General features: G+C 57.5%; 22 protein-coding genes. 14 read left to right on the top strand and 8 right to left on the bottom strand.

Annotated elements, in window-relative coordinates; genetic code table 11:
- Positions 1 to 266: 266 nt before the first annotated feature.
- Both Q0903_RS04965 and Q0903_RS04960 read right to left on the bottom strand, forming a co-directional pair.
- Positions 267 to 2,702 (bottom strand): FAD-dependent oxidoreductase, encoded by a 2,436-nt coding sequence (locus Q0903_RS04965; protein WP_299413356.1) that lies wholly within the window; start codon positions 2,700 to 2,702, stop codon positions 267 to 269.
- Between the two features lie 345 nt (positions 2,703 to 3,047).
- Positions 3,048 to 4,022 carry a LysR family transcriptional regulator gene (locus Q0903_RS04960; protein WP_299413354.1) on the bottom strand — a complete coding sequence of 325 codons (975 nt, stop codon included), beginning with the start codon at positions 4,020 to 4,022 and terminating at the stop codon, positions 3,048 to 3,050.
- A gap of 507 nt (positions 4,023 to 4,529) precedes the next feature.
- On the opposite strand from Q0903_RS04960, the gene sseA reads away from it, so the two are divergent.
- Positions 4,530 to 5,384 (top strand): 3-mercaptopyruvate sulfurtransferase, encoded by an 855-nt coding sequence (gene sseA, locus Q0903_RS04955; RefSeq protein ID WP_299025887.1) that lies wholly within the window; start codon positions 4,530 to 4,532, stop codon positions 5,382 to 5,384.
- A complete protein-coding gene (locus tag Q0903_RS04950; RefSeq protein WP_299025886.1) occupies positions 5,384 to 6,568 on the top strand; it encodes an amino acid aminotransferase in 1,185 nt (394 codons plus the stop codon). Before sseA ends, Q0903_RS04950 begins: the two co-directional genes overlap by 1 nt.
- 146 nt (positions 6,569 to 6,714) lie before the next feature.
- Here the strand turns inward: Q0903_RS04950 and Q0903_RS04945 are convergent, their stop codons facing one another.
- Complete coding sequence (locus tag Q0903_RS04945; protein WP_299025885.1) at positions 6,715 to 8,031, bottom strand: ammonium transporter; 1,317 nt, start codon at positions 8,029 to 8,031, stop codon at positions 6,715 to 6,717.
- A 15-nt stretch (positions 8,032 to 8,046) separates the two neighbouring features.
- Complete coding sequence (locus Q0903_RS04940; RefSeq protein ID WP_299413351.1) at positions 8,047 to 8,385, bottom strand: P-II family nitrogen regulator; 339 nt, start codon at positions 8,383 to 8,385, stop codon at positions 8,047 to 8,049.
- Between the two features lie 256 nt (positions 8,386 to 8,641).
- Here Q0903_RS04940 and Q0903_RS04935 point away from each other — a divergent pair, with 256 nt between their 5' ends.
- The 8 genes from Q0903_RS04935 (at position 8,642) to Q0903_RS04900 (ending at position 17,797) form a co-directional block, all read left to right on the top strand.
- The gene (locus tag Q0903_RS04935; protein ID WP_299025881.1) at positions 8,642 to 10,888 is read left to right on the top strand and encodes a PBP1A family penicillin-binding protein; all 2,247 of its coding nucleotides are present in this window, start codon (positions 8,642 to 8,644) and stop codon (positions 10,886 to 10,888) included.
- A 168-nt stretch (positions 10,889 to 11,056) separates the two neighbouring features.
- On the top strand, positions 11,057 to 12,793 hold the full coding sequence (locus tag Q0903_RS04930; protein ID WP_299413348.1) for a type I secretion system permease/ATPase: 1,737 nt from the start codon (positions 11,057 to 11,059) through the stop codon (positions 12,791 to 12,793).
- The gene (locus tag Q0903_RS04925; protein WP_299413345.1) at positions 12,790 to 14,094 is read left to right on the top strand and encodes an HlyD family type I secretion periplasmic adaptor subunit; all 1,305 of its coding nucleotides are present in this window, start codon (positions 12,790 to 12,792) and stop codon (positions 14,092 to 14,094) included. Before Q0903_RS04930 ends, Q0903_RS04925 begins: the two co-directional genes overlap by 4 nt.
- Positions 14,095 to 14,167: 73 nt before the next feature.
- Complete coding sequence (locus Q0903_RS04920; RefSeq protein WP_299025875.1) at positions 14,168 to 14,626, top strand: RidA family protein; 459 nt, start codon at positions 14,168 to 14,170, stop codon at positions 14,624 to 14,626.
- A complete protein-coding gene (locus Q0903_RS04915; protein WP_299413341.1) occupies positions 14,623 to 15,393 on the top strand; it encodes a glycerophosphodiester phosphodiesterase family protein in 771 nt (256 codons plus the stop codon). The genes Q0903_RS04920 and Q0903_RS04915 overlap by 4 nt, the downstream gene beginning before the upstream one ends.
- Positions 15,394 to 15,460: 67 nt before the next feature.
- Entirely contained in the window at positions 15,461 to 16,648 is a 1,188-nt protein-coding gene (locus tag Q0903_RS04910; RefSeq protein WP_299413338.1) for a GNAT family N-acetyltransferase, read from the top strand.
- Positions 16,645 to 16,935, top strand: a complete 291-nt coding sequence (locus tag Q0903_RS04905; RefSeq protein WP_299025869.1) for a 4a-hydroxytetrahydrobiopterin dehydratase — start codon at positions 16,645 to 16,647, stop codon at positions 16,933 to 16,935. The genes Q0903_RS04910 and Q0903_RS04905 overlap by 4 nt, the downstream gene beginning before the upstream one ends.
- 4 nt (positions 16,936 to 16,939) lie before the next feature.
- On the top strand, positions 16,940 to 17,797 hold the full coding sequence (locus Q0903_RS04900; protein ID WP_299025867.1) for a mechanosensitive ion channel domain-containing protein: 858 nt from the start codon (positions 16,940 to 16,942) through the stop codon (positions 17,795 to 17,797).
- Between the two features lie 57 nt (positions 17,798 to 17,854).
- Here the strand turns inward: Q0903_RS04900 and Q0903_RS04895 are convergent, their stop codons facing one another.
- On the bottom strand, positions 17,855 to 18,343 hold the full coding sequence (locus tag Q0903_RS04895) for a peroxiredoxin (protein ID WP_299027694.1): 489 nt from the start codon (positions 18,341 to 18,343) through the stop codon (positions 17,855 to 17,857).
- 89 nt (positions 18,344 to 18,432) lie between these two features.
- On the opposite strand from Q0903_RS04895, the gene Q0903_RS04890 reads away from it, so the two are divergent.
- A complete protein-coding gene (locus Q0903_RS04890) occupies positions 18,433 to 19,641 on the top strand; it encodes an FAD-dependent oxidoreductase (protein ID WP_299413335.1) in 1,209 nt (402 codons plus the stop codon).
- Positions 19,638 to 20,189 (top strand): 16S rRNA (guanine(966)-N(2))-methyltransferase RsmD, encoded by a 552-nt coding sequence (gene rsmD, locus Q0903_RS04885; protein WP_299413333.1) that lies wholly within the window; start codon positions 19,638 to 19,640, stop codon positions 20,187 to 20,189. Before Q0903_RS04890 ends, rsmD begins: the two co-directional genes overlap by 4 nt.
- A 122-nt stretch (positions 20,190 to 20,311) precedes the next feature.
- Here rsmD and Q0903_RS04880 read toward each other — a convergent pair whose 3' ends face one another.
- The 3 genes from Q0903_RS04880 to sfsA all read right to left on the bottom strand — a co-directional run bounded on the left by Q0903_RS04880 (position 20,312) and on the right by sfsA (position 22,554).
- Positions 20,312 to 20,554, bottom strand: a complete 243-nt coding sequence (locus tag Q0903_RS04880; RefSeq protein ID WP_299413330.1) for a hypothetical protein — start codon at positions 20,552 to 20,554, stop codon at positions 20,312 to 20,314.
- 430 nt (positions 20,555 to 20,984) lie between these two features.
- Positions 20,985 to 21,794: a type I methionyl aminopeptidase gene (map, locus tag Q0903_RS04875; RefSeq protein WP_299025858.1), complete on the bottom strand. Its 810-nt coding sequence runs from the start codon at positions 21,792 to 21,794 to the stop codon at positions 20,985 to 20,987.
- A gap of 31 nt (positions 21,795 to 21,825) precedes the next feature.
- Entirely contained in the window at positions 21,826 to 22,554 is a 729-nt protein-coding gene (sfsA, locus tag Q0903_RS04870) for a DNA/RNA nuclease SfsA (protein WP_299413327.1), read from the bottom strand.
- Positions 22,555 to 22,600: 46 nt separating this feature from the next.
- On the opposite strand from sfsA, the gene Q0903_RS04865 reads away from it, so the two are divergent.
- Entirely contained in the window at positions 22,601 to 23,320 is a 720-nt protein-coding gene (locus Q0903_RS04865) for a molybdopterin-binding protein (RefSeq protein ID WP_299413325.1), read from the top strand.
- A complete protein-coding gene (locus Q0903_RS04860) occupies positions 23,317 to 24,036 on the top strand; it encodes a GNAT family N-acetyltransferase (RefSeq protein WP_299413323.1) in 720 nt (239 codons plus the stop codon). Before Q0903_RS04865 ends, Q0903_RS04860 begins: the two co-directional genes overlap by 4 nt.
- Positions 24,037 to 24,038 lie beyond the last annotated feature (2 nt).

The raw sequence follows: 24,038 nt of genomic DNA, 5'->3' as shown, positions 1-24,038 counted from the left end.
GGTGCGATGCCGCTTGCAAAAGGTGGGGATTCAGGAAAGGCGTCAGAACTGAAAGTTTCCTTGGCCGTGATCAGAATTCTGACAGAGCTTTAGTCAGGTCTGGAATGTGTAGAATTCAGTATCCGTTGGAGATGACGCGACAGGCAAAGCCTGAGCCCCAGTGGGAACGAGATGGCTCGTGCCAATGTAAAACAGGCGCGCGAAGTGGCGATGCGCTGCGAATACGAGCGGTGGCCAGAAATACCGAGGCATTTCTGGATTGATTTTTACGCCCGCATACGTGCGTAGTCGGGATCGTAGGGCGACGGCGCGATGACTTCTGCCGCGACCAGATCGCCGCAAAGGTCCAGTTGCATAACATTCCCAGTGTCAGACATTTCCGGCAGAACGAATGCATAGGCTAGGTTCATGCCAACGCGGTATCCCCATTCGCCCGAAGTAATCGTGCCTACAACCGTTTCGCCCTGCATGAGGGATGCTCCACCGTGGGCGGGTGCTGTTGTGCTATCAATCCTGAGTGTAACGAGCCTGCGTGCCGGGCCATCTGCCATGCGCTTTTTCAGGGCCTCCTGACCAATGAACCCACCTTTTTCAGGCCGCACAAACCGGTCCAGACCTGTCTCGAAAGGATCAAATTCGGTGATCAGGTCAGCCTTCCAATGCAGAAAACCCTTCTCCATGCGCATTGAGTCAACGGCACGGGCGCCAAAGAGCTTTAGGCCATGCGCCTGCCCTGCCTCACGCAGCGCAAGGTAGGCGGCATAGAGTGACGCATTGGGCACGTGGATTTCATAAGCAAGCTCGCCCGAGAAACTGACGCCCAGCACCGTCGCAGGAGAGAAACCGATAAAACATTCGCGTACAGACAGCCACGGAAATGCCGCCTTGGACCAGTCGCCGCGCGCACAGGCGCTCAGCACAGCGCGGGCATTTGGTCCTGCCAACACAAGGATCGTTTGATCGTTGGTCAAGCTGCGAATTTGCACGTCCTCGTCTGGCTGCATATGCTGTGTCAGCCAATCCATATCGTGATACTCGGACGCCGCTGCCGATCCATACCAAAGCCGCGCTGGCCCGCGATCAGAGGCAGGGATGTTGGCGACAGTCGCCTCGCCCTTCACCATGCCATGATGGTTCAGCAAATAGCCAAGGCCTACGCGCCCGTCCTTTCGGGTCACGGCACCGCAGAACATTCGATCAAGAAAGTTGTGGCGATCTGCACCGGTGATTTCAAAGCGGTTGAAGCCGTTGACCTCACACAAACCGACATTTTCCTGAACATTGCGGACTTCTTCGCCGATCACGTCAAAGGCTTCGTCGAAATTAAAGCTGAGCGTGGGATGGAAATCGGGCGATGGCTTGATGTAGTCGACCCGCTCCCAACCATTGACGACAGTAAACTCTGCACCTTCCGCCGCCATGACGGGCGTCAGCGGGGTTGTCTTGGCATTGCGCCCTGCGGGGCGATGCTCATGCGGGAAATGGAAGCGGAACTCGTTCTGGTAATCTTCGATGGCCTTTAGTGCCGTCAGCTCGACATTCGCGTGGCCAGTAAAGCGGCGGGGGTCGATGACCCACGTGTCATACTGCGCCTCACCGTGCACGATCTGTTGCGCCAGCAGCCAGCCGTGCCCGCCCCCTTCACCAACCCCTGCGCGCAGGCCAATGATACAATAGGCGTTTCGTTTGCCGGGGATCGGGCCAACCAATGGCGCACCGTCGATGGTATAGGTGATCGGGCCGTTAACCACGCGTTTGATGCCCACTTCGGTTAGGGCAGGCATCCGCTCAAACGCGCCTTCCAGCACGTCCATTACGCGGTCCAGATCGTCTGGACACAGATCATTGGCAAAGCTGGGGCTAATCCCGTCCATGCCCCATGTCTTGCAGTCCTGCTCATAGAAGCCGACCAGAAGGCCGTTCTTTTCCTGACGCGAGTAATAGTCGCTGATCGGGCAGCGTAGCAGTGGCATGCGGTGCCCTGCTTCGGCAATTGCGGGGATGTCTTCGGTGACGAAGTATTGATGCTCCATTGATGCAACAGGGTGGTGTACCCCCATCATACCGCCGACCTCGTTCACGCGGTAGCCGCAGGCATTCACGACGATATCGGCATCAATGTTCCCTTTGTCCGTCTCGACGGTCCAAGTGTCATCCTTGTGCTGTGTCAGCGCGGTCACGTTTGTATGGCGGTAGACCTCGGCACCTGCCTTGCGTGCATGAAATGCCAACGCTTGGCACAGTTGTGCAGGATCAATGTCACCGTCCTCGCCATCCCAAAGACCGCCCAACAGGTTGTCTGTCGAAATCAGGGGATGGCGGCGCGCGCACTCTTCAGCGTCAATGACCTCAAAGGTCGTCCCCATGCCACGCGCCATGGAGGCGAAATGGCGGTAGGCTTGCATCTGTTCAGGCGTGTTGGCCAGCCGGATGCCGCCATCGCCATGGTGATAGCCCACGGGGTATTCAGGATCGTCACGCAATTTCTTATACAGCTGGATGGAATGGGTTTTGAGCCCCACCATCGTCTGGTTCATGCCAAAGTTTGTTACCTGCGCCGCCGAATGCCACGTAGTGCCAGAGGTCAACTCATCGCGTTCAATCAGAACAACGTCGGACCATCCCTCCTGGGTCAGGTGATAGAGTGTTGAGCATCCCGCGATTCCGCCACCAATGACCACAACTTTCGTGCGCGATTTCATGTCTGCTCCCCCTGAGAATTGCTGCGTCAAACAGAGCAGGAATTTACGTTTTGGTACAAGTGTCAGTTACTTATTTTTATAAAATAAGAAATCTATTTTGATAATGTAGGAGTAAAGCAGTTGGCGATTTGGAAGTTGCCCAATGAGGATGTCCTGTCTGCATATGGCTACAGGTCAATAAAGACGGCACACAGCCGTGCAGGTGCTCTGAAGACTGGGTCACGGATATCTGGCGTGTTGCCGGTAAATGATGGTGCAAATATTGGCGCACACATGAATAGGCCACTTTAATCCAAACTTACCGCACGAGATCAAAGAGCGTATTATCAGCTTACCGAAATGCGCCTAATCGATCAGCGTGAATTGGTCTTTGAGCCACGGACTGGTGCGATGCGTTGGCGCAATCACTTGCTGGTTCAATTCATGTCGTACTTGACGGCTTACCAGATCGACGACCGCCCGCGCACAGTCAGGACTGGTAACTAACGACAAGGTCCGCGCAAAGTTCTTCCCTGGAAAAGGAAGCATCTGCAACTTTGGCTGAAATCGCCGCGCCCGCGCAAACAGCAACGGTGTCGTAATGGTCCATCCGGCACCTGCGGCCACCATAGCCATCAGAGTCTGATTGTTCGCGCATTCAAATTTATTTGGCAACTGAACGCCAAGCCGACGCAGTTGTGCTTCTATCTGTCCTGCAATGATCAGATCACTTGAAAATTGTAAAAACGGGAGGTTTGTTTTTCCTGCAACGATATCGGGCAGCGAAGACTCTGCAGCAGCGGGCAAGACAGCGACAAAGGGATCGCGCAACAGGGGCCAATCGATCAGATCGTTCAACAGTTTCAGGGGCGATGTAACGACACCTAAGTCCAGTTCCCTATGGCGCAGCATTCTGATGATGTCGCGGCTGGTCCCTGTGTGGTAGAGAAAACTGCAGTCTGGCATCTTTTGCGAAAGATAAACGGCAATTTCCGGCGTCACGTCACTGTCTAAGTCCGCAATTGTACCGATGCGCAGATTTGACGCCTCTGCAATGTTGCCTGCAGAGGCTTCTGCGGTTGCCTTTCGGATTGATTGCATCGCTTGGCTGATATCGCGCAGGAAGGTGCGGCCCGTTGGCGTCAAGACCATTGGCCTGCGTGCGTGATCAAAAAGGGCAACGCCCAGATGATCTTCTAGGCTGCGTAAATGATGTGAGACCGTGCTGATGGATAGCCCCGTTTCCTGCGATGTTCCGTGCAACGACTGTGTCCGCGCATAGGTCTGGAACAGTTCTAGCCACTTAAGGCTCAGTTCTTTGGAGGAAGAGGGTATCGCCATGCAAACATATATCCGATCCGAACAGGTCTTGTAGAAACATCACGTAAATCAGCACACAACGCCAATCAAATCGGGCGTTCCGCCAATGCGCAACAGTGTGAAGCCTAAACCCCCTTGCAGCCTGATCTAATGCCGCAAATCACCCTTTTACGGCCTCCTGATACCAGACGGTCTGTTCGTTGCTTGTATTTGAATGCCTCAACAGGGCCCATGCGCGCCATCCCTGCAGGTTTTGCAGCAAGACCGAAGCGCATTAATGATGTATCCTTCAGCTGATAACGACCAAAGATGCCGGTATCTCGGGCAGATACCGTTAGAATCGCTGGCGGTCGGTAAGTAACATGTTTTGACTCAGCATTCGGGGCTTTGCCCCCTTGGCGTAAACGCCAATTCCCCCAGAGGATTTATGGCCAAGAAAAATAGGAGGAGCGGCTGCCGGCTTTCGGTTTTGGTTGTCTCGCTTTGGCTAGCGGAGTAATCACGTGACACACCGCAAAGGGAGCTGCCATGACTGATGATCCGAAAACGCTTGTTTCGACCGATTGGTTGGCCAAACATCTCAAAGACCCTGATCTGCGTATATTGGATGCTTCGTGGTATCTGCCAGCCGATGGGCGTGACCCCAAGGCAGAGTATGATGCAGCACATATCCCGGGCGCGCGGTTTTTTGACATTGATGAAATCTCGGATGCGCGATCAAGCCTGCCGCATATGGCGCCGCCTATCGAGAAGTTCATGTCACGGATGCGCACGATGGGTGTGGGTGACGGGCATCAGGTAGTGGTCTATGACGGGGCTGGCATTATGTCGGCACCGCGCGTTTGGTGGCTGTTCAAGCTGATGGGACAGGAAAATGTAGCTGTGTTGGACGGCGGGTTCCCCAAGTGGCTGGCCGAGGGGCGTGAGACTGAAGACATGCCGCCCATTCCGCGTGATCGCCATATGACCGTGCGGTTCCAGAACCAACTTGTGCGGGATGTGACGCAAGTGGCTCATGCGTCAAAACTTGGTGCGCCACAGATTGTGGATGCGCGCGCTGCGGCACGTTTTCGCGGTGAGGCGCCCGAGCCGCGTGAAGGACTGCGCGCAGGTCATATCCCCGGGTCGCGGAATGTGCCTTTTGGTGAGTTGCTGACACCAGATAATACGTTCAAATCCCCCGACGATACGAAGGCGGTGTTCGAGGCGGCTGGTGTTGATCTGGGAAAACCGATCATTACGTCTTGTGGTTCTGGTGTAACAGCCGCTGTGGTTGCTTTGGCGTTGGAGCGGTTGGGCCATCAGGACTGGGCATTGTATGATGGATCATGGGCGGAATGGGGCATGTTCCCGACCGTGCCAATCGCAACTGGAGACGCGTAATGTTCGAAACACTCAAGCAGCAGCCCGCTGATAAGATTCTCGCCCTTGTACAGATGTACCGCGATGACCCACGCGATACCAAAGTCGATCTGGGTGTGGGCGTCTACAAAGATGCGACAGGCCTGACACCTGTCATGCGGGCGGTGAAAGCGGCAGAGCATCAGCTGTGGGAGACACAAGACAGCAAGGTTTACACAGGGCTTGCCGGTGATCCCGCATTCGCTGATGCGATGGTTGATCTGGTGCTGAACGATGCGGTGTCGCGTGATACCGTCGCGGCTGCAGCGACACCGGGCGGCACAGGCGCGGTGCGGCAGGCCTTTGAATTGATCCAGATGGCGCGCCCCACAGCCCGTGTGTTTGTCTCGGACCCTACATGGCCGAACCATATCTCAATTCTGAACTATCTTGGCATTGAGGTAGTCCCTTACCGTTATTTCGATGACGAGACCCGCGGCGTTGATTTTGATGCGATGATTGCGGATCTGAATACGGCACAAAAAGGTGATGTCGTATTGCTGCACGGGTGCTGCCACAATCCGACGGGTGCAAATCTGAATGCCGTTCAATGGGATGCCGTGATTGAGGTGTTGCTGAAGACGGGTGCAACACCGATGGTCGATATCGCCTATCAGGGTTTTGGTGATGGTCTACAGGAAGACGCGGCTGCCACGCGAAAATTGGTGGCTGCGGTGCCAGAAGCCCTAATTGCTGCGAGCTGCTCCAAAAACTTTGGCATTTACCGTGAGCGGACAGGCATATTGATGGCAATCAGCGCCGAGGCAAAGGCCAAAGACCTCAATCAAGGCACGCTGGCTTTTCTGAACCGCCAGAACTTCAGCTTTCCGCCCGACCACGGCGCGCGGCTAGTTACGATGATCCTGAATGATCCCGCTTTGCGCGCTGACTGGGAGGCCGAACTGGAGCAGGTGCGCCAATCCATGCTGGGCTTGCGCAGCCAGCTGTCAAACGAGCTACAGCGGCTGTCTGGTTCTGATCGGTTCGGTTTTCTGGCACAGCATCGCGGTATGTTCTCGCGTTTGGGAACAACGCCCCAGATTGTCGATAAGCTGCGCGAAGAGCACGGCATTTATATGGTTGGCGATAGTCGGATGAACATCGCGGGCCTGAATACCCAGACCGTGCCTATTCTTGCCCAAGCGATCGTTGATGCAGGCGTATAGAAAAGACGGCCATCTCATGTGGTCATAGATTCGTTATGGGGTACTCGCCGCCGCCAAAGGCGGGCTGACTGCTCCCTATGACCGCAGATAGAAAAAGCCCCCCATCCTATGATGAGGGGCTTTTTCCTTTTCAGGATTGGTGCGGTTCAGCCGCGCGTGAAGTCGGGGTAGGCTTCCATCCCCAATTCTGCTGTATCAAGGCCTGTGATTTCGGCCTCTTCACTGACGCGGATGCCCATGACTGCTTTGAGGATCAGCCAAAGTGCGCCTGCCGCTACAAAGGTGAACACGCCATAAGCGGCGATGCCAACCAGCTGCGTCATCAGACTTGCTTCGCCGTTGTAGAAGACAACTGCGACTGTGCCCCAGATGCCTGCGAACAGGTGCACAGGGATAGCACCTACGACGTCGTCGATCTTCAGCTTGTCAAGGAAGGGTATCGAAAACACTACGATCACACCGCCGACTGCGCCAATCCACAAAGAACCGAACAGCGAGGGTGCCAGAGGCTCGGCTGTGATGGAGACCAGACCGGCAAGACAGCCGTTCAGCACCATGGTCAGGTCGACCTTTTTGTACAGGATTTGCGTCAGGATCAGTGCGGTTACCGCACCGGATGCAGCCGCCATGTTGGTGTTGGCAAAGATGCGGCCAACGTCTGTAATGTCGCCGACAGTACCCGCAGCCAGCTGTGAGCCGCCGTTAAAGCCGAACCAACCCAGCCACAGGATGAACGTACCCAGCGTCGCAAGTGCCAAGTTGGAACCCGGCATCGGGTTTACACGGCCATCCTTGTATTTACCGATACGTGGCCCGAGGATCAGCGCCCCCGCCAAAGCAGCCCAGCCACCTACGGAGTGTACGATTGTTGAGCCTGCAAAATCGCTGAAGCCCATTTCGGACAACCAGCCGCCGCCCCACTGCCACGACCCCGAGATCGGGTAGAAGATCCCTGTCAGCACAACCACAAAGATAAGAAACGGCCATAGCTTGATTCGTTCGGCTAGTGCGCCCGATACGATAGAGGCCGTCGCGGCCACAAACATCAGCTGGAAGAAAAAGTCGGACGCGACAGAAGCATAATCAAGCGATGCGTCTGCTGCGGTAAGGCCCACAGGCTCCAGCACAGTTGGTACGAAGTTAAAGGCAAAGTATCCGTTGAAATCGCCCGGGTACATCAGGTTGAAGCCTACCAGCCAGTACATGATCGACGCGATAGAAAAGAGCGCGATGTTTTTGGTCAGCTGCATGGTTACGTTTTTGGAGCGTACCAGCCCTGCTTCCAGCATAGCAAAGCCCGCAGCCATCCAGAACACCAGAAAGCCGCCTACAAGGAACAGCAATGTGGTCATCAGATAGGGGCCGATTTCGTCAAAGCTTGGCGCCGCCGCGTCTTGTGCCAGCGCCAGTGTCGGCAGCAAGGCCGCTGCCGCGGCGATGGGAATGAGATATTTCTTATTCATCTTATCGTCCTTGAGTTAGATAGCGTCTTCGCCGGTTTCACCTGTGCGCACGCGCACTGCTTGCTCGACATCGAGCACGAAAATCTTGCCGTCACCGATCTTGCCGGTCTGGGCGGTCTTGGTGATGACCTCGACCATCTGGTCGGCCACGGCATCGGCCACGACCAGTTCCAGTTTTACCTTGGGTACAAAGTTCACGACGTATTCTGCGCCGCGGTAGATTTCGGTATGGCCCGACTGCGCGCCGAAGCCTTTGATTTCTGTGACCATCAGACCGCGCACGCCAGCGTCGGTCAGCGCCTCGCGGACCTCTTCGAGCTTGAATGGTTTGACCGTGGCAATAATGAGTTTCACCGTATTGTCCCCTCTTATGGTGCAGAGTGTTCTGCGTGATGCAGCGCCAGCAAACTGGAGAAGCGGGCGGAAAGGGAAGAATGCGCAGAGCGATGGGTGCGATTCACAGGGGCTGTTTGCCCAAAATTTAATCGCAAGGCCGAAACTGCCTAAAAAATATACACCTTTGAGAGGTCAGACGGCCTATCAAACGCTAAACAATCCTGCTGTGGCGGGGTAAGGTGAGAAAAACAGCAGCCGAGCAGGCCATATAAAAATGAGTGATACACCCAAGCGGAAGCGGCCACTGGTTGCGGAAAACCGGTATGGCGCGCGCGCCAAAGCGGCTGCTGTCAAAAAGACGGCCAAGCCAAAGCCGACACGCAAACCCAAAGCGCGGCGCGCTGCAAAACCTGCGCGCAAGCGGCGTGGCGGTATCATCGGGCTTTTGGCAGCGATGGTCCGCTGGATCTTGCGGTTGATATGGGTGGTGACATCGCGCTCGATCCTTGTGGGCTTTGCGGTTTTGGCGCTGATTGTCGGCTATTTCTATACCACCTTGCCTCCCGTCGACGATCTTTTGGATGGTCGCGCCAGCGGCTCCGTCACTATGCTCGATCGTGACGGAGATGTCTTTGCATGGCGCGGCGACCAGTTTGGCGGCGCTGTGACTGCCGAGAATGTCTCGCCTCATCTCAAAAACGCGGTGATCGCGACCGAGGACAAGCGCTTTTATAAACACTTTGGCCTTAGCCCGCGCGGCATCGCATCTGCTGTGCGCATCAACCTGAGTGAGGGGCGTGGCCCGTTGTCGGGGCACGGCGGCTCAACCATTACCCAGCAGACAGCCAAGCTTTTGTGTCTGGGAGAGCCGTTCGACCCGACGTCGGGTCAGACCGAAGCGGAGTACGAATCCGAGTGCCGCCGCGGATCTATCAAGCGGAAAGCCAAAGAGGCAGTCTATGCGATGGCGATGGAGGCGAAATACTCCAAGAACGAAATCCTTTCGATTTACATGAACCGAGCCTACATGGGCGGCGGTGCCTATGGGGCCGAGGCAGCAGCGCAGCGGTTTTTTGGCAAACCCGCAGCAACGCTTGATCCTGCAGAAGCGGCAATGATCGCCGGGTTGCTTACTGCGCCCAGTACGCTCTCGCCCACCTCCAACCTTGAACGCTCGCGCAACCGTGCGGCCACAGTGCTGCGCCTGATGAACGAACAAGGGTATCTGTCGGACGAGGACACAGCCGTGGCACAGGCCAACCCCGCTGCTTTGTCCGAGGCGGCAGAGGCGCGGGCAGGGGGGTACTTTGCCGATTGGGTTATGTCCACCGGACCGGAGTTCTTTACGCGCAACACCACCGAGGACGTAATCCTGCGCACAACACTTGACCAGCGAATGCAGCGCGCGGCAGTCGAAGGGCTGAAATGGGTCTTTGACAACAAGGTGCGCGCAGGCTCGGAAGCGCAAGCAGCTATCGTTGTAATGAGTGCGGACGGCGCTGTGCGTGCGATGGTGGGCGGCCGCAAAACCAAAGTCTCTGGCGCTTTCAACCGTGCCACACAGGCCCTGCGTCAAACGGGATCGGCGTTCAAGCCGTTTGTATACGCAGCAGCGCTTGATCTGGGCTATTCGCCAAATGATCTGGTAGATGACAGCCCTTATTGCCTGAACATCCCCGGATCGGGGGAATGGTGTCCGCGCAACTATACCAACCGTTTCGTGGGCCAGACCACGATGACCAACGCGCTGGCGCAATCGCTCAACATTCCAGCTGTCAAGATATCCGAGAGTGTTGGCCGCGCCACTGTAAGCACAGTTGCCTCGCAATTCGGGATCAAGAATGATCTGGCAGCAGGGCCTGCACTGGCGCTGGGTGCTTCGGAAAGCACGCTGATCGAAATGACAGGTGCTTTTGCAGGCATTCTGAATGGTGGTTCGTCTGTAACGCCTTTTGGTCTGGTTGATCTGCGCCTGCGCGGTGATGCAGAGCCGTTGATGGGCACAGGCGGCGGGATCGGCGAGCGTGTGATACAAGAGAGTGCCGCAGGTCAGTTAATCTATATGATGGAGAAGGTCGTCTCGGAAGGGACTGGCCAGCGCGCGCAGTTTGGCGGGCGGCAACTGGCAGGGAAAACAGGCACTACATCGGCAGCCAAGGACGCGTGGTTTATCGGGTTTTCTGCCGATTACGTGGCGGGTGTCTGGATGGGGTATGATGATAATACCCCGCTCAAAGGGGTGACCGGCGGCGGATTGCCCGCTGAAATCTGGCGCGAAGCGATGAAGCGGGTGCATGAGGGTGTTCCTGTACGCCCTTTGCCCATGGTGCTGCCAGCGCCTGCCCAAGTCGTGTTCGAGGGTGACGTGAACGAGGTTACTCCGGTGGATCAGGTGCCACAGCAACAGCAAGGTGGCGCTGCTTCGCGCCCCACCAGCGTGATCGATCAGGTATTGCAGGATATCTTTGGCGGCAGCGGTACGGGCAGTTCAGCCCCCAGCCCGAATGCGGGAGATCGTTGACATTTGGCGCAGTGCCAGTGTTTGGTATGCGGATTACATACAACTTCATTTTTAACTGCTTATTGCACCACACCCGCCGCTAAATCGAACCAAAGCACGCAATTATTGAGTGTGTCCTAAAACGAATACGATAAGAGTGGCCTGTGACCGACCTTTGGAGACCTACCTATGCAGACTGATGCTGTAAAACGCGGCCGCGAGGAATTGCGTCAAATTCGCAAGCGTAGTCGTTCGCTTTATTGGACTGTGGGTTTGTTCTCGGCGTTTGCGAATCTGCTGATGTTGACCGGTCCTATCTATATGCTGCAGGTCTATGACCGTGTGCTGGGGTCGGGAAGTCAGGAAACGCTGGTTGCTTTGTCGCTTCTGGTTGTGTTCCTGTATGGTGTTATGGGTGTGCTTGACTACACGCGCGGGCGCATCATGGGCCGTGTGGGCGCACGTTTTCAGGATGATCTGGACCGCCGCGTGTTTGATGCGGTTGTACGCAAATCAGCCGTGGCCCCTGACAGCAAAACCAACGCAAGCCTTGCTGATCTGGAAGCTGTGCAGCGGATGATTACGTCGCCCGTGTTGATGGCCGCGTTTGATCTGCCTTGGACACCAATCTTTTTTGCGGGTATTTTCGTCTTCCACGAATATCTCGGGTATCTGGCGCTTATTGGTGGCGCGGTTTTGATCGTTATCACTATCGCCAACCAGTTCCTGTCGCGTGGCGCGCAGTCACGGGCCGCTATAGCGGGTCAACAAGCGGGCGGCATGGCGGACCAGATTCGCACCGAGGCCGAAATGGTTCAGGCCATGGGCATGCGCGATGCGGCGTTTACCCGCTGGCAGAAGGCGCGGACCGAGGCGCTGGAAGGCCAAGTGCGTGCCGCTGATGTGGGTGGCACTTTCACCTCTATGACAAAGACCATCCGCTTGTTCCTACAATCGGCCATGTTGGGCATGGGCGCATATCTGGTTTTGCAAAACCAGTTGACGCCAGGTGCGATGATTGCGGGTTCTATCCTGCTGGGTCGTGCGCTTGCCCCTGTCGAGATGATGCTCAACCAGTGGGCGATCTTGCAGCGCGGCCATACGGGCTGGAACAATCTGGCCGAGCTTTTGGGCACTGTCGCAGTCGAGGCGCCGCGGACCGACTTGCCAAAACCCAAAGCATCGCTGGTGGCCAAGAACCTTACCGTGGTGCCACCGGGTGAAAAGCAAGCCTCGCTGAAGTCGATCTCGTTTGATGTGAAGCCTGGCCAAGCGGTTGGTGTGATCGGACCGTCAGGGTCGGGCAAAACAACGCTGGCGCGCACGCTGACAGGCGTATGGCGGCCTGCGGGTGGCTCTGTCCGCCTTGATGGTGCAGCACTCGAGCATTACGGCACCGAGACTTTGGGCACGCATATCGGTTATCTGCCGCAGCGCGTCGCATTGTTTGACGGGACAATCGCGCAGAACATTGCCCGATTGGCCGATACGCCTGACGCAGAGAAAGTCGTGGCCGCAGCTAAGATGGCCGCCGCACACGAGATGATACTTGAGTTGCCAGATGGCTATGACACGGTGATCCGCTCGGGGCAGGTGCGACTGTCGGGCGGGCAGATGCAGCGTATCGGGCTGGCGCGTGCGCTGTATGCCGATCCGGTTATTCTGGTGTTGGACGAGCCGAACTCGAACCTCGACAACACAGGCTCGCAAGCGTTGAACCAAGCCATCCGCGGGATGAAGGAAACGGGCCGCTCGGTGCTGATTATGGCGCATCGGCCTGCTGCTATTCAGGAGTGTGATACCTTGCTGGTTCTTGACGGCGGTATGCGCATGGCATTCGGTCCGAAAGAAGAAGTGCTGAAAGGCATGGTGAAAAACCATCAGGAAATCCAGAAATCGCCGGCTGGCGCAGGGGGCGTGACATGAGCAGTGGCAACAAATGGACCGCATGGCGGCCTGTCTTTATTGGCATGATCGGTATCGCCGTGCTGTTCGGTGGCTTCGGCTCTTGGTCAGTGATGAGCAATATCGCAGGGGCAATCATTGCGTCTGGCCGCATTGAGGTCGACCGCAACCGTCAGGTTGTGCAGCATGATACGGGCGGCACAATCGCGACGATTAACGTAGATGAAGGCGATTTGGTCAAAGCGGGTGATCTGTTATTGCAGCTCGATACCCAGCAGGCCCGTTCGGAACTTACCTTGATCGAAGGTCAGTTGTTTGAGCTGATGGCCCGCCGTGGCCGTCTGGAAGCGCAACGCGACGAGCGTGAGGTAATCAAATTTCCGCAAGAGCTGGTGGAGGTAGGTAAGACCAACCCCGATGCGCAAGAGCTGATGGATGGTCAAAGCAATCTGTTTTACGCGCGGCGTGACAGCGTGAACCGCGAGATTGAGCAGCTTGGCAAACAGCGCAACCAGATCGAAGAGCAGATCAAAGGTGTTTCGGCGCAGGAAATCGCTCTCGAAACACAGCTGGAGCTGATTGAGCAGCAGTTGAAGAGCCAGCAGACACTTCTGGATCAGGGTCTTGCACAAATGTCGTCTGTATTGGGTTTGCAGCGCGAAAAAGCCCGCCTGACGGGACAGATCGGCGAACTGGTCGCGACCCGCGCGCAGGCCGAAGGGCGCATCACCGAAATCGAGATTGTCGGGCTAAAGCTGGGCACGTCGGGGCGCGAGGAGGCTATCGCCCAGCTGCGCGAGACGCGTTTCCGCGAATTGGCTTTGATCGAACAGCGCCGCGCACTGATGGCGCTTATCGACAGGCTCGACATTCGCGCACCTGTGTCGGGCATTGTTTATTCGTTGCAGGTCACAACGCCGCGTTCGGTGATCCGTCCGGCAGAGCCGCTGATGTTTCTGGTCCCGCAGGACCGCCCCTTGGTCATCGCGGCCCAAGTCATGCCAACCAACATCGACGAGATTTCAGTGGGCCAAGAGGTTAACCTGCGTTTGTCATCACTGGATCAGCGCACCACGCCCGAATTGAAAGGCACGGTTATGCTTATCTCGGCAGATGCGTTGGATGATCCCAACACAGGGGCCAGCTATTTCCGCGCCGAGATCATCTTGTCGCCAGGCGAGATGGAGAGGCTGCCCGAAGGCACACAATTGCTGCCCGGAATGCCGGTGGATGCCTTCATCAAAACCGGTGATCGTTCGCCGCTGACATACCTTGTGAAACCGGTCACGGATTATTTTGTGAAGTCGTGGCGCGAAAGCTGATTGCAGGTCTTTCGCAGCCGCGCCAAGGGCGTTAGCGTTCGGGTCGATAAAACCCTAGCAAAGGACCTTTCTGATGAGCATTGCACAACGTCTGACCGATCTTGGTATCACGCTTCCCGATGCATCTGCCCCTGCGGCCAATTATGTGCCGTTCGTGCAGGTGGGTAACACACTGTATGTCTCGGGGCAGATTTCGCGTACAGATGACGGGCTGATTACAGGCGTTCTGGGCGACAACATGAGCATCGAAGAAGGTGCTGCTGCTGCCAAGACATGCGCGCTGCAATTGTTGGCACAGGTCAAAGCAGCCTGTGGTGGTGACATTGACCGTCTCAAGCGTGTGGTAAAGCTGACAGGCTTTGTGAACTCTACCAAAGATTTTGCCGACCAGCCAAAAGTTGTAAACGGCTGTTCAGACTTTTTGGTAGAAGCCTTGGGCGATGCGGGTCGTCATGCACGCTCTGCTGTTTCTGCGGGGGCGCTGCCGCTGGGCGTCGCTGTAGAGATCGAAGGTATTTTCGAGATTTCATGACCAGACCAACCTTGCCGCCCCGTTTTGCGTGTGTGCCGTTTGCGCATCGCGCCTTGCACGATGTCACGCAGGGGCGGCCCGAAAACTCACGCGCTGCTATTCGCGCAGCGATTGATGCGGGCTACGGCATCGAGATCGACGTGCAGCTCAGCGCAGATGGCGCGGCCATGGTGTTTCACGACTATCATCTCGGTCGCCTGACGGCAGTGCAAGGGGCCGTGCGTTTGCACAGTGCGGATGCACTACGCAGCATTGCGTTGACTGGCGGTGACGAAGGCATTCCCGATCTGCCAGAGGTGCTGGCGCTGGTGGCAGGGCGCGTGCCGATACTGGTTGAGCTAAAGGATCAGGACGGCAACATGGGCACTGACCTTGGCCCGCTGGAGGAAGCAACCGCGCAGGCGATCAGTGGTTACGCTGGCGATCTGGCAGTTATGTCGTTTAACCCCAATTCGGTAGCGCTGCTGCAACAGCTATGCCCTGAGGTGCCGCGTGGTATCACCACATCCGCCTACCGCGAGGGCGATTGGCCGCTGGGTCAGCACATCCGTGACCACCTGCGCGCCATTCCCGACTATGACCGCGTGGGGGCGTGTTTTATCAGTCACGAAGTAGACGATCTGGACCGCCCGCGCGTGGCCGAGCTGAAAAAAGAGGGTGCAATCATCAGTTGTTGGACCGTGCGCAGTGCAGCCCAGGAGGCGCGGGCGCGGCAGGTGGCCGATACGATTACGTTCGAGGGCTACGCCGCTGCCTTAAGCGATTGAAAGCACCGCTTGAACATCGCGCCCCGCGTGCCACATCTAGCACGAAGCAGAACAAAGGGGCTGGCAGATGAGCGCGCAAGAGGTCGAGATCAGGATCATATCATCCCTGTCCCAGATTGACGCGGACGACTGGGATGCGTGTGCCTGCCCCGAAGCAGTAGGGGGGGCACGCCCGAAGGACCCTTTCACCACGTATCGCTTCCTCAAGGCGCTTGAGGATAGCGGCAGTGTGGGTGCTGGCACGGGCTGGCAGCCGCAATACCTGACGGCCAGCATCGCTGGACAAATCATTGGCGTCGCCCCGCTCTATGCGAAATCCCATTCGCAGGGGGAGTATATTTTTGACCACTCTTGGGCGCATGCCTATGAGCGGGCGGGCGGGCGTTACTATCCGAAACTACAAATTGCAGTGCCTCATACCCCCGCCACCGGTCGCCGCTTCCTCACCCGCGAAGGGTTTGAGGAGGTAGCATTCGATGCGCTGGTACAGGGCGCTGTGCAGCTGACCGAAAACAACAATCTCAGCTCGCTAAACGTGACGTTCTGCACGGGTGAGGAGGCGGCGCGCGCGCAGGCGCTGGGCCTGATGCCGCGCAAGAGCCAGCAGTTTCATTGGCGCAATGACAGCTATGCTGACTTCGACGATTTCCTCGCTAGCCTTAGTTCGCGTAAACGCAAGAACATGCGCAAGGAACGCGCCGCTGCACAGAGCTTTGGCGGGACGATCCATACCTTCACGGGCGACGAAATTCAGCCCGAACATTGGGACGCGTTCTGGATTTTCTATCAGGACACCGGTGCGCGCAAATGGGGCCAGCCCTATCTGACCCGTGCGTTTTTCGATATCGCCCAAGAGGTCTTGCGGGATGATATCGCACTGGTGCTGGCCGAGCGAAACGGCAGATGGGTGGCCGGTGCGATGAACTTTATCGGTGCTGATGCGTTGTACGGAAGGTACTGGGGCTGCACCGAGCATCATTCATGCCTGCATTTTGAACTGTGTTATTACCAAGCCATTGATATCGCCATCGCGATGGGGCTAGGCACAGTCGAGGCAGGCGCGCAGGGCGAACACAAGCTGGCGCGGGGATATTTGCCGACGCCGACATGGTCGCTGCACTGGATGCGCGATGCGGGCTTTGCCCGCGCCGTGGGTGATTATCTGGAGGCAGAGCGTGCCGCAGTAGACGAGGAAATAGAGGTGCTGACAGAGTATGGCCCTTTCAAAAAGACAGAAGTTGAGGAACAGGAATGACCGAGAAACTAAGCGCCGAAACGCGCGGCCCGCTATTGGACCCCTTGCTGGAAAACGGTTGGGCTATGGTTGAGGGCCGCGATGCGATCATCAAGACCTACAAGTTCGATGATTTTGCCGATGCCTTTGGCTGGATGACGCGTGCCGCGATCTGGGCAGAGAAGTGGAACCACCATCCTGAATGGAGCAATGTCTATAACAAGGTTACGGTCACACTGACGACCCATGATGTGGACGGTCTGAGTACGTTGGACGCTAAACTGGCGCGCAAGATGGACGGCCTCTAAAGTAATGGAGACTGTGAATAAACTAATGGAAACAGAGATCTGGCAAGGAAAAACACTGGCTGATCTGCTGACACTGGATTTCCTCGCCTCTGCGGCCGGATCGATTCTGGGCGCGATACTGATCTTGTTTGTGGGCTGGACCCTCTCCGCTTGGGCGCAACGCCGCATTGTGCGGCTGAGCCAGAAGAACAAGCATCTCGACGACATGCTGTTCGAATTCCTCGCCTCCATCCTGCGTTATGTGATCATGGGCTTTACTGTCCTGTTTGTGCTGAACACTTTTGGCGTACAAACCACATCTGTGGTGGCTGTAATTGGTGCGGCTGGTTTGGCCATCGGTCTGGCTTTGCAAGGAACGCTTTCCAATATTGCGGCAGGCGTCATGCTGATCCTGTTCCGCCCGATAAAAACGGGTGATTTTGTGGAAGTCGCGGGCAAGATGGGTACCGTCAAGCAGATCAGCCTGAACTTTACCGAGATGGCGGATATGAGCAATGTACAGGTGATTGTCCCCAATTCCGAAGTTTGGGGCAATATCATCACGAACTATTCGACCAACGACAAGCGGCGTGCAGAATGGACGTTTGGCGTGGGGTACGGGGCCAACCTCAAAGACGCCGAGGATATCATTCGTGAGACCATCATGGCTGACGCGCGCTCCCATGCGGCACCGGAACCGTTTGTGCAGGTGACAAACCTCGGTGACAGCTCGGTCGATTTTCTGGTGCGGGTGTGGTGCGATGCCTCGGTGTATTTTGGCTATCGTGCAGACATGACTCGCAATGTCAAAGAGGCGCTGGATGCTGGCGGGATAGATATCCCGTTTCCGACCCGTACGATGGTGCAGGCCAAAGCAGACTGACCCGCCGCCTGAAAGAATGAGAAGTCAGGGCCGCAGCAGATGCGGCCCTGTTTCGTTTTACATGCTGGCCAGCAGGCCTTCGCCACCCGACACGTCACAGACGCCGGGGTTTTCTTCTTCCTGCAGCAGCGTAACTTTGCCGTCATCCACCAGCATCGCATAGCGTTTGGACCGTGCGACCAGACCTGCGGGTGCTGCGTCAAAGTCCATACCGATGGCTTTTGTGAACTCGGACGAGGAATCGCCCAGCATGGTGATGCCAGCGGCTGTTGCACCTGTCGCTTCGCCCCATGCCTGCATGACAAAAGGGTCATTGCACGACACGCAGATAATCTCGTCTACGCCTTTGGCATCAAACTGGTCCTTGGTGCGCACAAAGCTGGGGACGTGAGCGGAATGGCAGGTCGGGGTAAAGGCACCCGGCACGGCGAAAACGACGACTTTGCGACCCTTCGTCAGATCACTCATCTTGACGGGTGCGGGGCCTTCGGCACCCATCCGGACCAGTGTTGCGTCTGGCAGGGTGTCGCCTTGGGAAATTGGCATGGTGTAACCTTTCATGTGATTGTGTTTGTCCTTATCCCAGATATAGGGTCTGCACACAGTCGGGGCCAGTGCAACAGGGGAGAATATCCATGCGCCATATCGTTGTCATCGGAGCAGGGCAGGCGGGATCGTCTTGCGTGGCAAAGCTGCGCAATAGTGGCTTTGAAGGGCGTGTGACCCTGATCGGGGCCGAGGCGCAGCCTCCCTATCAGCGACCGCCCCTGTCCAAGGCCTATTTGATGGGCGACATGACGCTGGAGCGGCTTTATTTGCGCCCCGAGAGCTTTTATGCCGAACATGGTATTGATCTGCGCCTAGGGGCGACTGTGGAGGAGGTTGATACGACTGCACGGGTCATCACTGTGGATGGAACTCCGCTAGCCTACGATGATCTAGTGCTGACAACCGGATCTGTGCCGCACCGCTTGCCAGCAGCGATTGGTGGCGCGCTGGACGGTGTGCATGTGGTGCGCGGATTGGCCGATGTGGATGCGATGGCCCCGCGTTTCGTCAGCGGCGCACGCGTGCTGATTGTGGGCGGCGGATACATCGGGCTGGAGGCTGCCTCGGTTGCGGCTAAACTGGGGCTGGAGGTGACGCTGGTTGAGATGGCGCCGCGTATCCTGCAACGGGTGGCATCGCCTGAAACCTCTGATTTCTTTAGGGATTTGCACCAGCACCATGGTGTTGACCTGCGCGAAGGTGTTGGGCTTGAACGGCTGACGGGTGACGACGCCGTGCGCGGTGCTGTCCTGACTGATGGCACTGAACTGGACGTTGATTTTGTGATCGTTGGTGTGGGAATTGCCCCCGCCACAGCATTGGCTGAAGCGGCTGGTATCGTGCTGGAGAATGGCATCGCAGTGGACAGTTACGGGCGCAGTAGCGCGCCCCATGTCTGGGCGGCGGGGGACTGTGCCTCGTTCCCGTATGGCAGTGCGCGTATCCGGTTGGAGAGCGTGCCGAACGCCATTGAGCAGGCCGAGGTGGTGGCCCAGAACCTGATGGGGGCTCAGAAAGAATATGTCGCCAAGCCGTGGTTCTGGTCGGATCAGTATGATGTGAAACTGCAAATTGCGGGCTTGAATACAGGCTATGACCGTGTGGTGACACGGGGGGTCGCACCGGGTCCTGTGTCGTTCTGGTACTACCGTGGAGAGACGTTGCTGGCTGTGGATGCAGCCAATGATCCACGTGGATATATGGTGGGTAAGAGATTGATAGAAAGCGGTAAATCACCTGTACCAGAGGTGGTGGCGGATGAGGATTCGGACCTGAAGGCACTGCTCAAGGCGTGAGGATTATTTCGGGTAAAAACCGTGGTACGGTGCTGGCGGATGTGGGTGCGGGCGATGCAGCCGCGCATCTTCGTCCCACCTCTGATCGCGTGCGCGAAAGCCTGTTTTCCATGCTTACCCATCTGGGTGTCATCAACGGCGCGCATGTGCTGGACCTGTTCGCAGGGACAGGTGCGCTGGGCCTTGAGGCGGTGTCGCGTGGGGCGCGGGATGCGGTGTTTATTGAAAACGGGCGTGTCGCGCAAAAGCTGATTGCACAGAATATCAATAAGTTACGGGTAGACGACCAGACCCGTGTTCTGCGGGAAGATGCCACGGCGCTGGGTGTGTGGGCAGGCGCGCCGTTTGATCTGGTCTTCCTCGATCCGCCCTATGGCAAGCGCATGGGACAGCAGGCGTTGGCGGCAGCGCGCAGTGGCGGATGGCTGGCACAGGGCGCGGTTATAATCTGGGAAGAGAGCGCGCCGATGGATGCACCCGTAGGGTTCACCCGCACCGACAGGCGTAAATACGGCGACACCCATGTGACCCTGTTGCGGCATGACTAGAGGCGGGGTGCCATGGGTACACCCGCTGTACACCCCGCGTACACCGGCGCGGTGCCAACAGGTAGAGCGGCCAGTCTTAAAACCGTTGCGGCTTTTCACGATCATGGCCATGACGGGAGCCGTTACGGGGGGGCCATGCGCATCACCATGCGGCGCGTAAAGGCAGGCTTGCCACGCTCGGCCATTGATCGGTGATTGGAGGCGATGAAGCGCTGAGCGCCCGGCATCTCTTTGCGCAGTCTGGCACACTCGACCATGCCTGTGATGATGCCACCAAATTCGGTACCGCCGTCATTTTCGCGCATGCCATCGGTGGTCTGGCACGTGGACCCACAGAAAAACCGCAGCGGCGTATCGGTTGCCACATGGGTGGACCAGGGGGCCGCAACTTGGGCTTTGATAAAAGTGCGGTTGACGGATTTGGTGGCGTCGTTGGTATCGTTTGGCGTTACTTTCTGGCGACTGTATCAGCGGTGGTTTTAATCAGGCTCTTCCGGTCTGGCCAATGGGCGGAACAGCCGTGAATCCAACGCGCATTCATCAGCTGGAGGGGTAGCGCATTTGGGTAAAGACAGCGGCTGCGACCGTCTTTTTGGCTGGTGATCAGATCGGTATCAGTCAGGGCGCGCAGGTGGTTCATTGCTGCCACGCGAAAGACATCGAAGCCTTTTGCGCACCTGTTCTGATCCGCGCGAACGTCACGCCGCTGTGCGGCGAAACTGTGCTGTCGCTGCAAAGGCAACAAATGATCCCGAGGGATTTGGAAAAGTCGTAAATCCGCCCACAGCGCCGCAGTTAGTATGTCGGGTGGAACTTACCTGCGGGCGAGAGGGTAAAAATCTCATAGCCTGTTTCGGTTACGCCGATGGAGTGTTCGAACTGCGCGGAGAGGGACTTGTCGCGGGTGACGGCTGTCCAATCGTCGGCGAGGGTCTTTGTCTCGGCGCGGCCTAGGTTCACCATCGGCTCAATGGTAAAGAACATACCCGGCTCCAGCACCGGTTTGGTGCCTGCCTTGCCATAGTGCAGCACATTTGGCGGGGCGTGGAACACGCGGCCAAGACCGTGACCGCAAAAGTCGGTCACGACGGACATGCGGTGGCCTTCGACAAAGCTCTGGATTGCGTGACCGATATCGCCGAACGTATTGCCGGGTTTGACCACTTCGATGCCGCGCATCAGCGCCTCATGGGTGATCTCGATCAGGCGCTCGGCCTTACGGGCCAGTTTGCCCGCCACATACATGCGGGAGGTATCGCCGAACCAGCCATCGACGATCACGGTCACGTCGATGTTGACGATATCGCCGTCTTTCAGCTTTTTCTCACTCGGGATGCCGTGACAGACCACATGGTTGATCGAGATGCAGCTGGCATGCTGATAGCCCTTGTACCCGATTGTCGCGGATTTTGCCCCTGCGGCGGTGACTTTCTGTTCGATGATACGGTCGATCTCGGCGGTGGTCTGGCCTACGGTCACATGCTCTGCGATTTCGTCCAGAATGGTCGCGGCGAGGCGGCCTGCTGCGTGCATGCCCGCAAAATCAGCGGCCTCGTGGATGCGAATGCCGTCTTTGGTTGTGCGACCTTTATGGGTGTCTGTCACCGCTGTTTCTCCATCATGTATTCGGGCCTGTTTAGCGTGGTGGGCGGCCAAGGGCCAGTGGGCCGGTGATATCAATGCCCTGCGGGGTGATGTGGGTGCCAAGGGCGATGGTTTCAACGCCTGCGGCGGTGGCTGCTGCATGGGCTGCCGCATATTTCGGGTCAATATCAGCAGCGATATCTACGTGGGTGCAATCGGTGCGTTGCACCAGATAGATCAGAACGGCACGGTGGCCGGCGCGGGCCACATCGGCCAGATCGTTCATATGTTTGGTGCCGCGCGCTGTCACACTGTCGGGGAATTCGGCCAGCGCGGGAGCGCGGCACAGGGTAACGGATTTCACCTCGACATAGGCATCGGGCAGACCATCACCGCGCAGCAGGAAATCAACGCGGGAGTTTTCGCCGTATTTAACCTCTGGCTGTATCGAGGCGTAGGCGGCCAGCGGACCAACCTTGCCCGCCTCCAAGGCGGCGCGCAGCACGCGATTGGGCAAAGAGGTATCGACGCCTGTGAAATGGCCGTTCTCGTGATCGACCAGCCGCAAGCCGTATTTCAGCTTTTTCTTGGGGTCATCGTTTGGTTCCAGCCAAACGCGTGTGCCTGCTTCGGCCAGTCCCAACATTGAGCCGGGGTTGGCGCAATGGGCGACAATCTCGGTAAGGCCTTTGGAATCCGCAACCTCCAGCGTGCAATCGGCAAGAAACCGTTTGTAGCGGCGAATGAGGCGGGCGGGGACAAGATCGGTTTGAAAGCGCATGTGATGGGGCTATACCGTATCGAACACAGGCTCAAGGAGAGGCGAAATGGCAAACCCAACGGCGGCGATGTTGGTGATCGGAGACGAGATCCTATCGGGACGGACGCGGGATGCGAATATGCATTACCTCGCGGGGCAACTGGCCGAGGCGGGCATCACGCTGGCCGAAGTGCGGATTGTGGCCGACGAGGCTGCGAATATCATTGAGGCGGTGCGCGCGCTGTCTGCTACCTATGACACGGTATTCACCTCGGGCGGGATCGGGCCGACCCATGATGACATCACCGCCGATTGCATGGCGGCGGCCTTTGGCCAGAGTATTGATGTGCGCGATGATGCGCGCGCGATCTTGCAGGCGCATTACGACAAGGCGGGCACGGATCTGAACGAGGCGCGGCTGCGCATGGCACGGATACCTGCGGATGCTGCGTTGATCGATAATCCAGTATCAGCCGCCCCCGGTTTCACGATCGAGAATGTTCATGTCATGGCGGGTGTGCCGAGTGTGTTCAAAGCGATGGTTGCCAGTGTGCTGCCCACTCTGACAGGGGGCGCGCCGCTGATCAGCAAAACGCTGACTGTGTACCGCGGCGAAGGCGATATTGCGGGGCCGTTCGGCGCGTTGGCCGAGGCTTATCCTGATTTGTCCATGGGCAGCTATCCGTTCCAGCGCGATGGCAAATACGGGGCGAACCTTGTGGTGCGGGGACAGGACGCCGCCCTGTTGGACGAGGCGATGGGCAAGTTGGCCGAGGTCTTTGCATGAGCATCACTGCCCACCAGCTTTATGATGTATGCGAGGGGACATGGCCGCCTGCGCGCACATGGGACGAGGGGCCGTGGACCTTGCGGGACGGTGCAGGCGGGGGCAAGCGCGTCTCTGCTGCGACGGCGCTGGGCGACGTGACAGACGGTGATATTCCGCGCGCGGAAGCGGCGATGCGCGACATGGGGCAGCAGCCGCTGTTCATGATCCGCGATGGTGATGATGCGCTGGATGCGCTGCTGGAGGCGCGTGGCTATGACTTGATCGACGAAGTGGTTCTGTACAGCGTCCCGATAGATCAGTTGACAGACAAGCCGCTGCCGCGTGTGACATGTTTCAACATTTGGGAACCGCTGGCCATTATGAAAGAGATATGGGCGCAGGGCGGCATTGGCCCCGCACGTCTGGATGTGATGGAACGGGCACAGACCAAGACGGGGATACTGGCGCGCTGGAACGAAAAACCCGGAGGCGCGGGGTTTGTCGGCATCCATGAAGGCATCGCCATGGTACACGCGCTGGAAGTGCTGCCAGACCAGCGCAAACAGGGCGTTGCGGAGTGGATTATGCGCGCGGCCTCTCTGTGGGGCGCCAAGCATGGCGCGACCCATATGGCGGTTCTGTGTGTGACGGCGAATAAACCTGCCAACGCGCTTTATACCAAGCTGGGCTTTGCCCGTGTTGGCACGTATCATTACCGTATCTTACCCGAATAAAG

Origin of the sequence: uncultured Sulfitobacter sp. (assembly GCF_947502895.1) — a bacterium.
Taxonomy (GTDB): Bacteria; Pseudomonadota; Alphaproteobacteria; order Rhodobacterales; family Rhodobacteraceae; genus Sulfitobacter.
The sequence above is the reverse complement of the archived record's forward strand: the minus strand, read 5'-3'. Positions and strand labels throughout refer to the sequence as shown.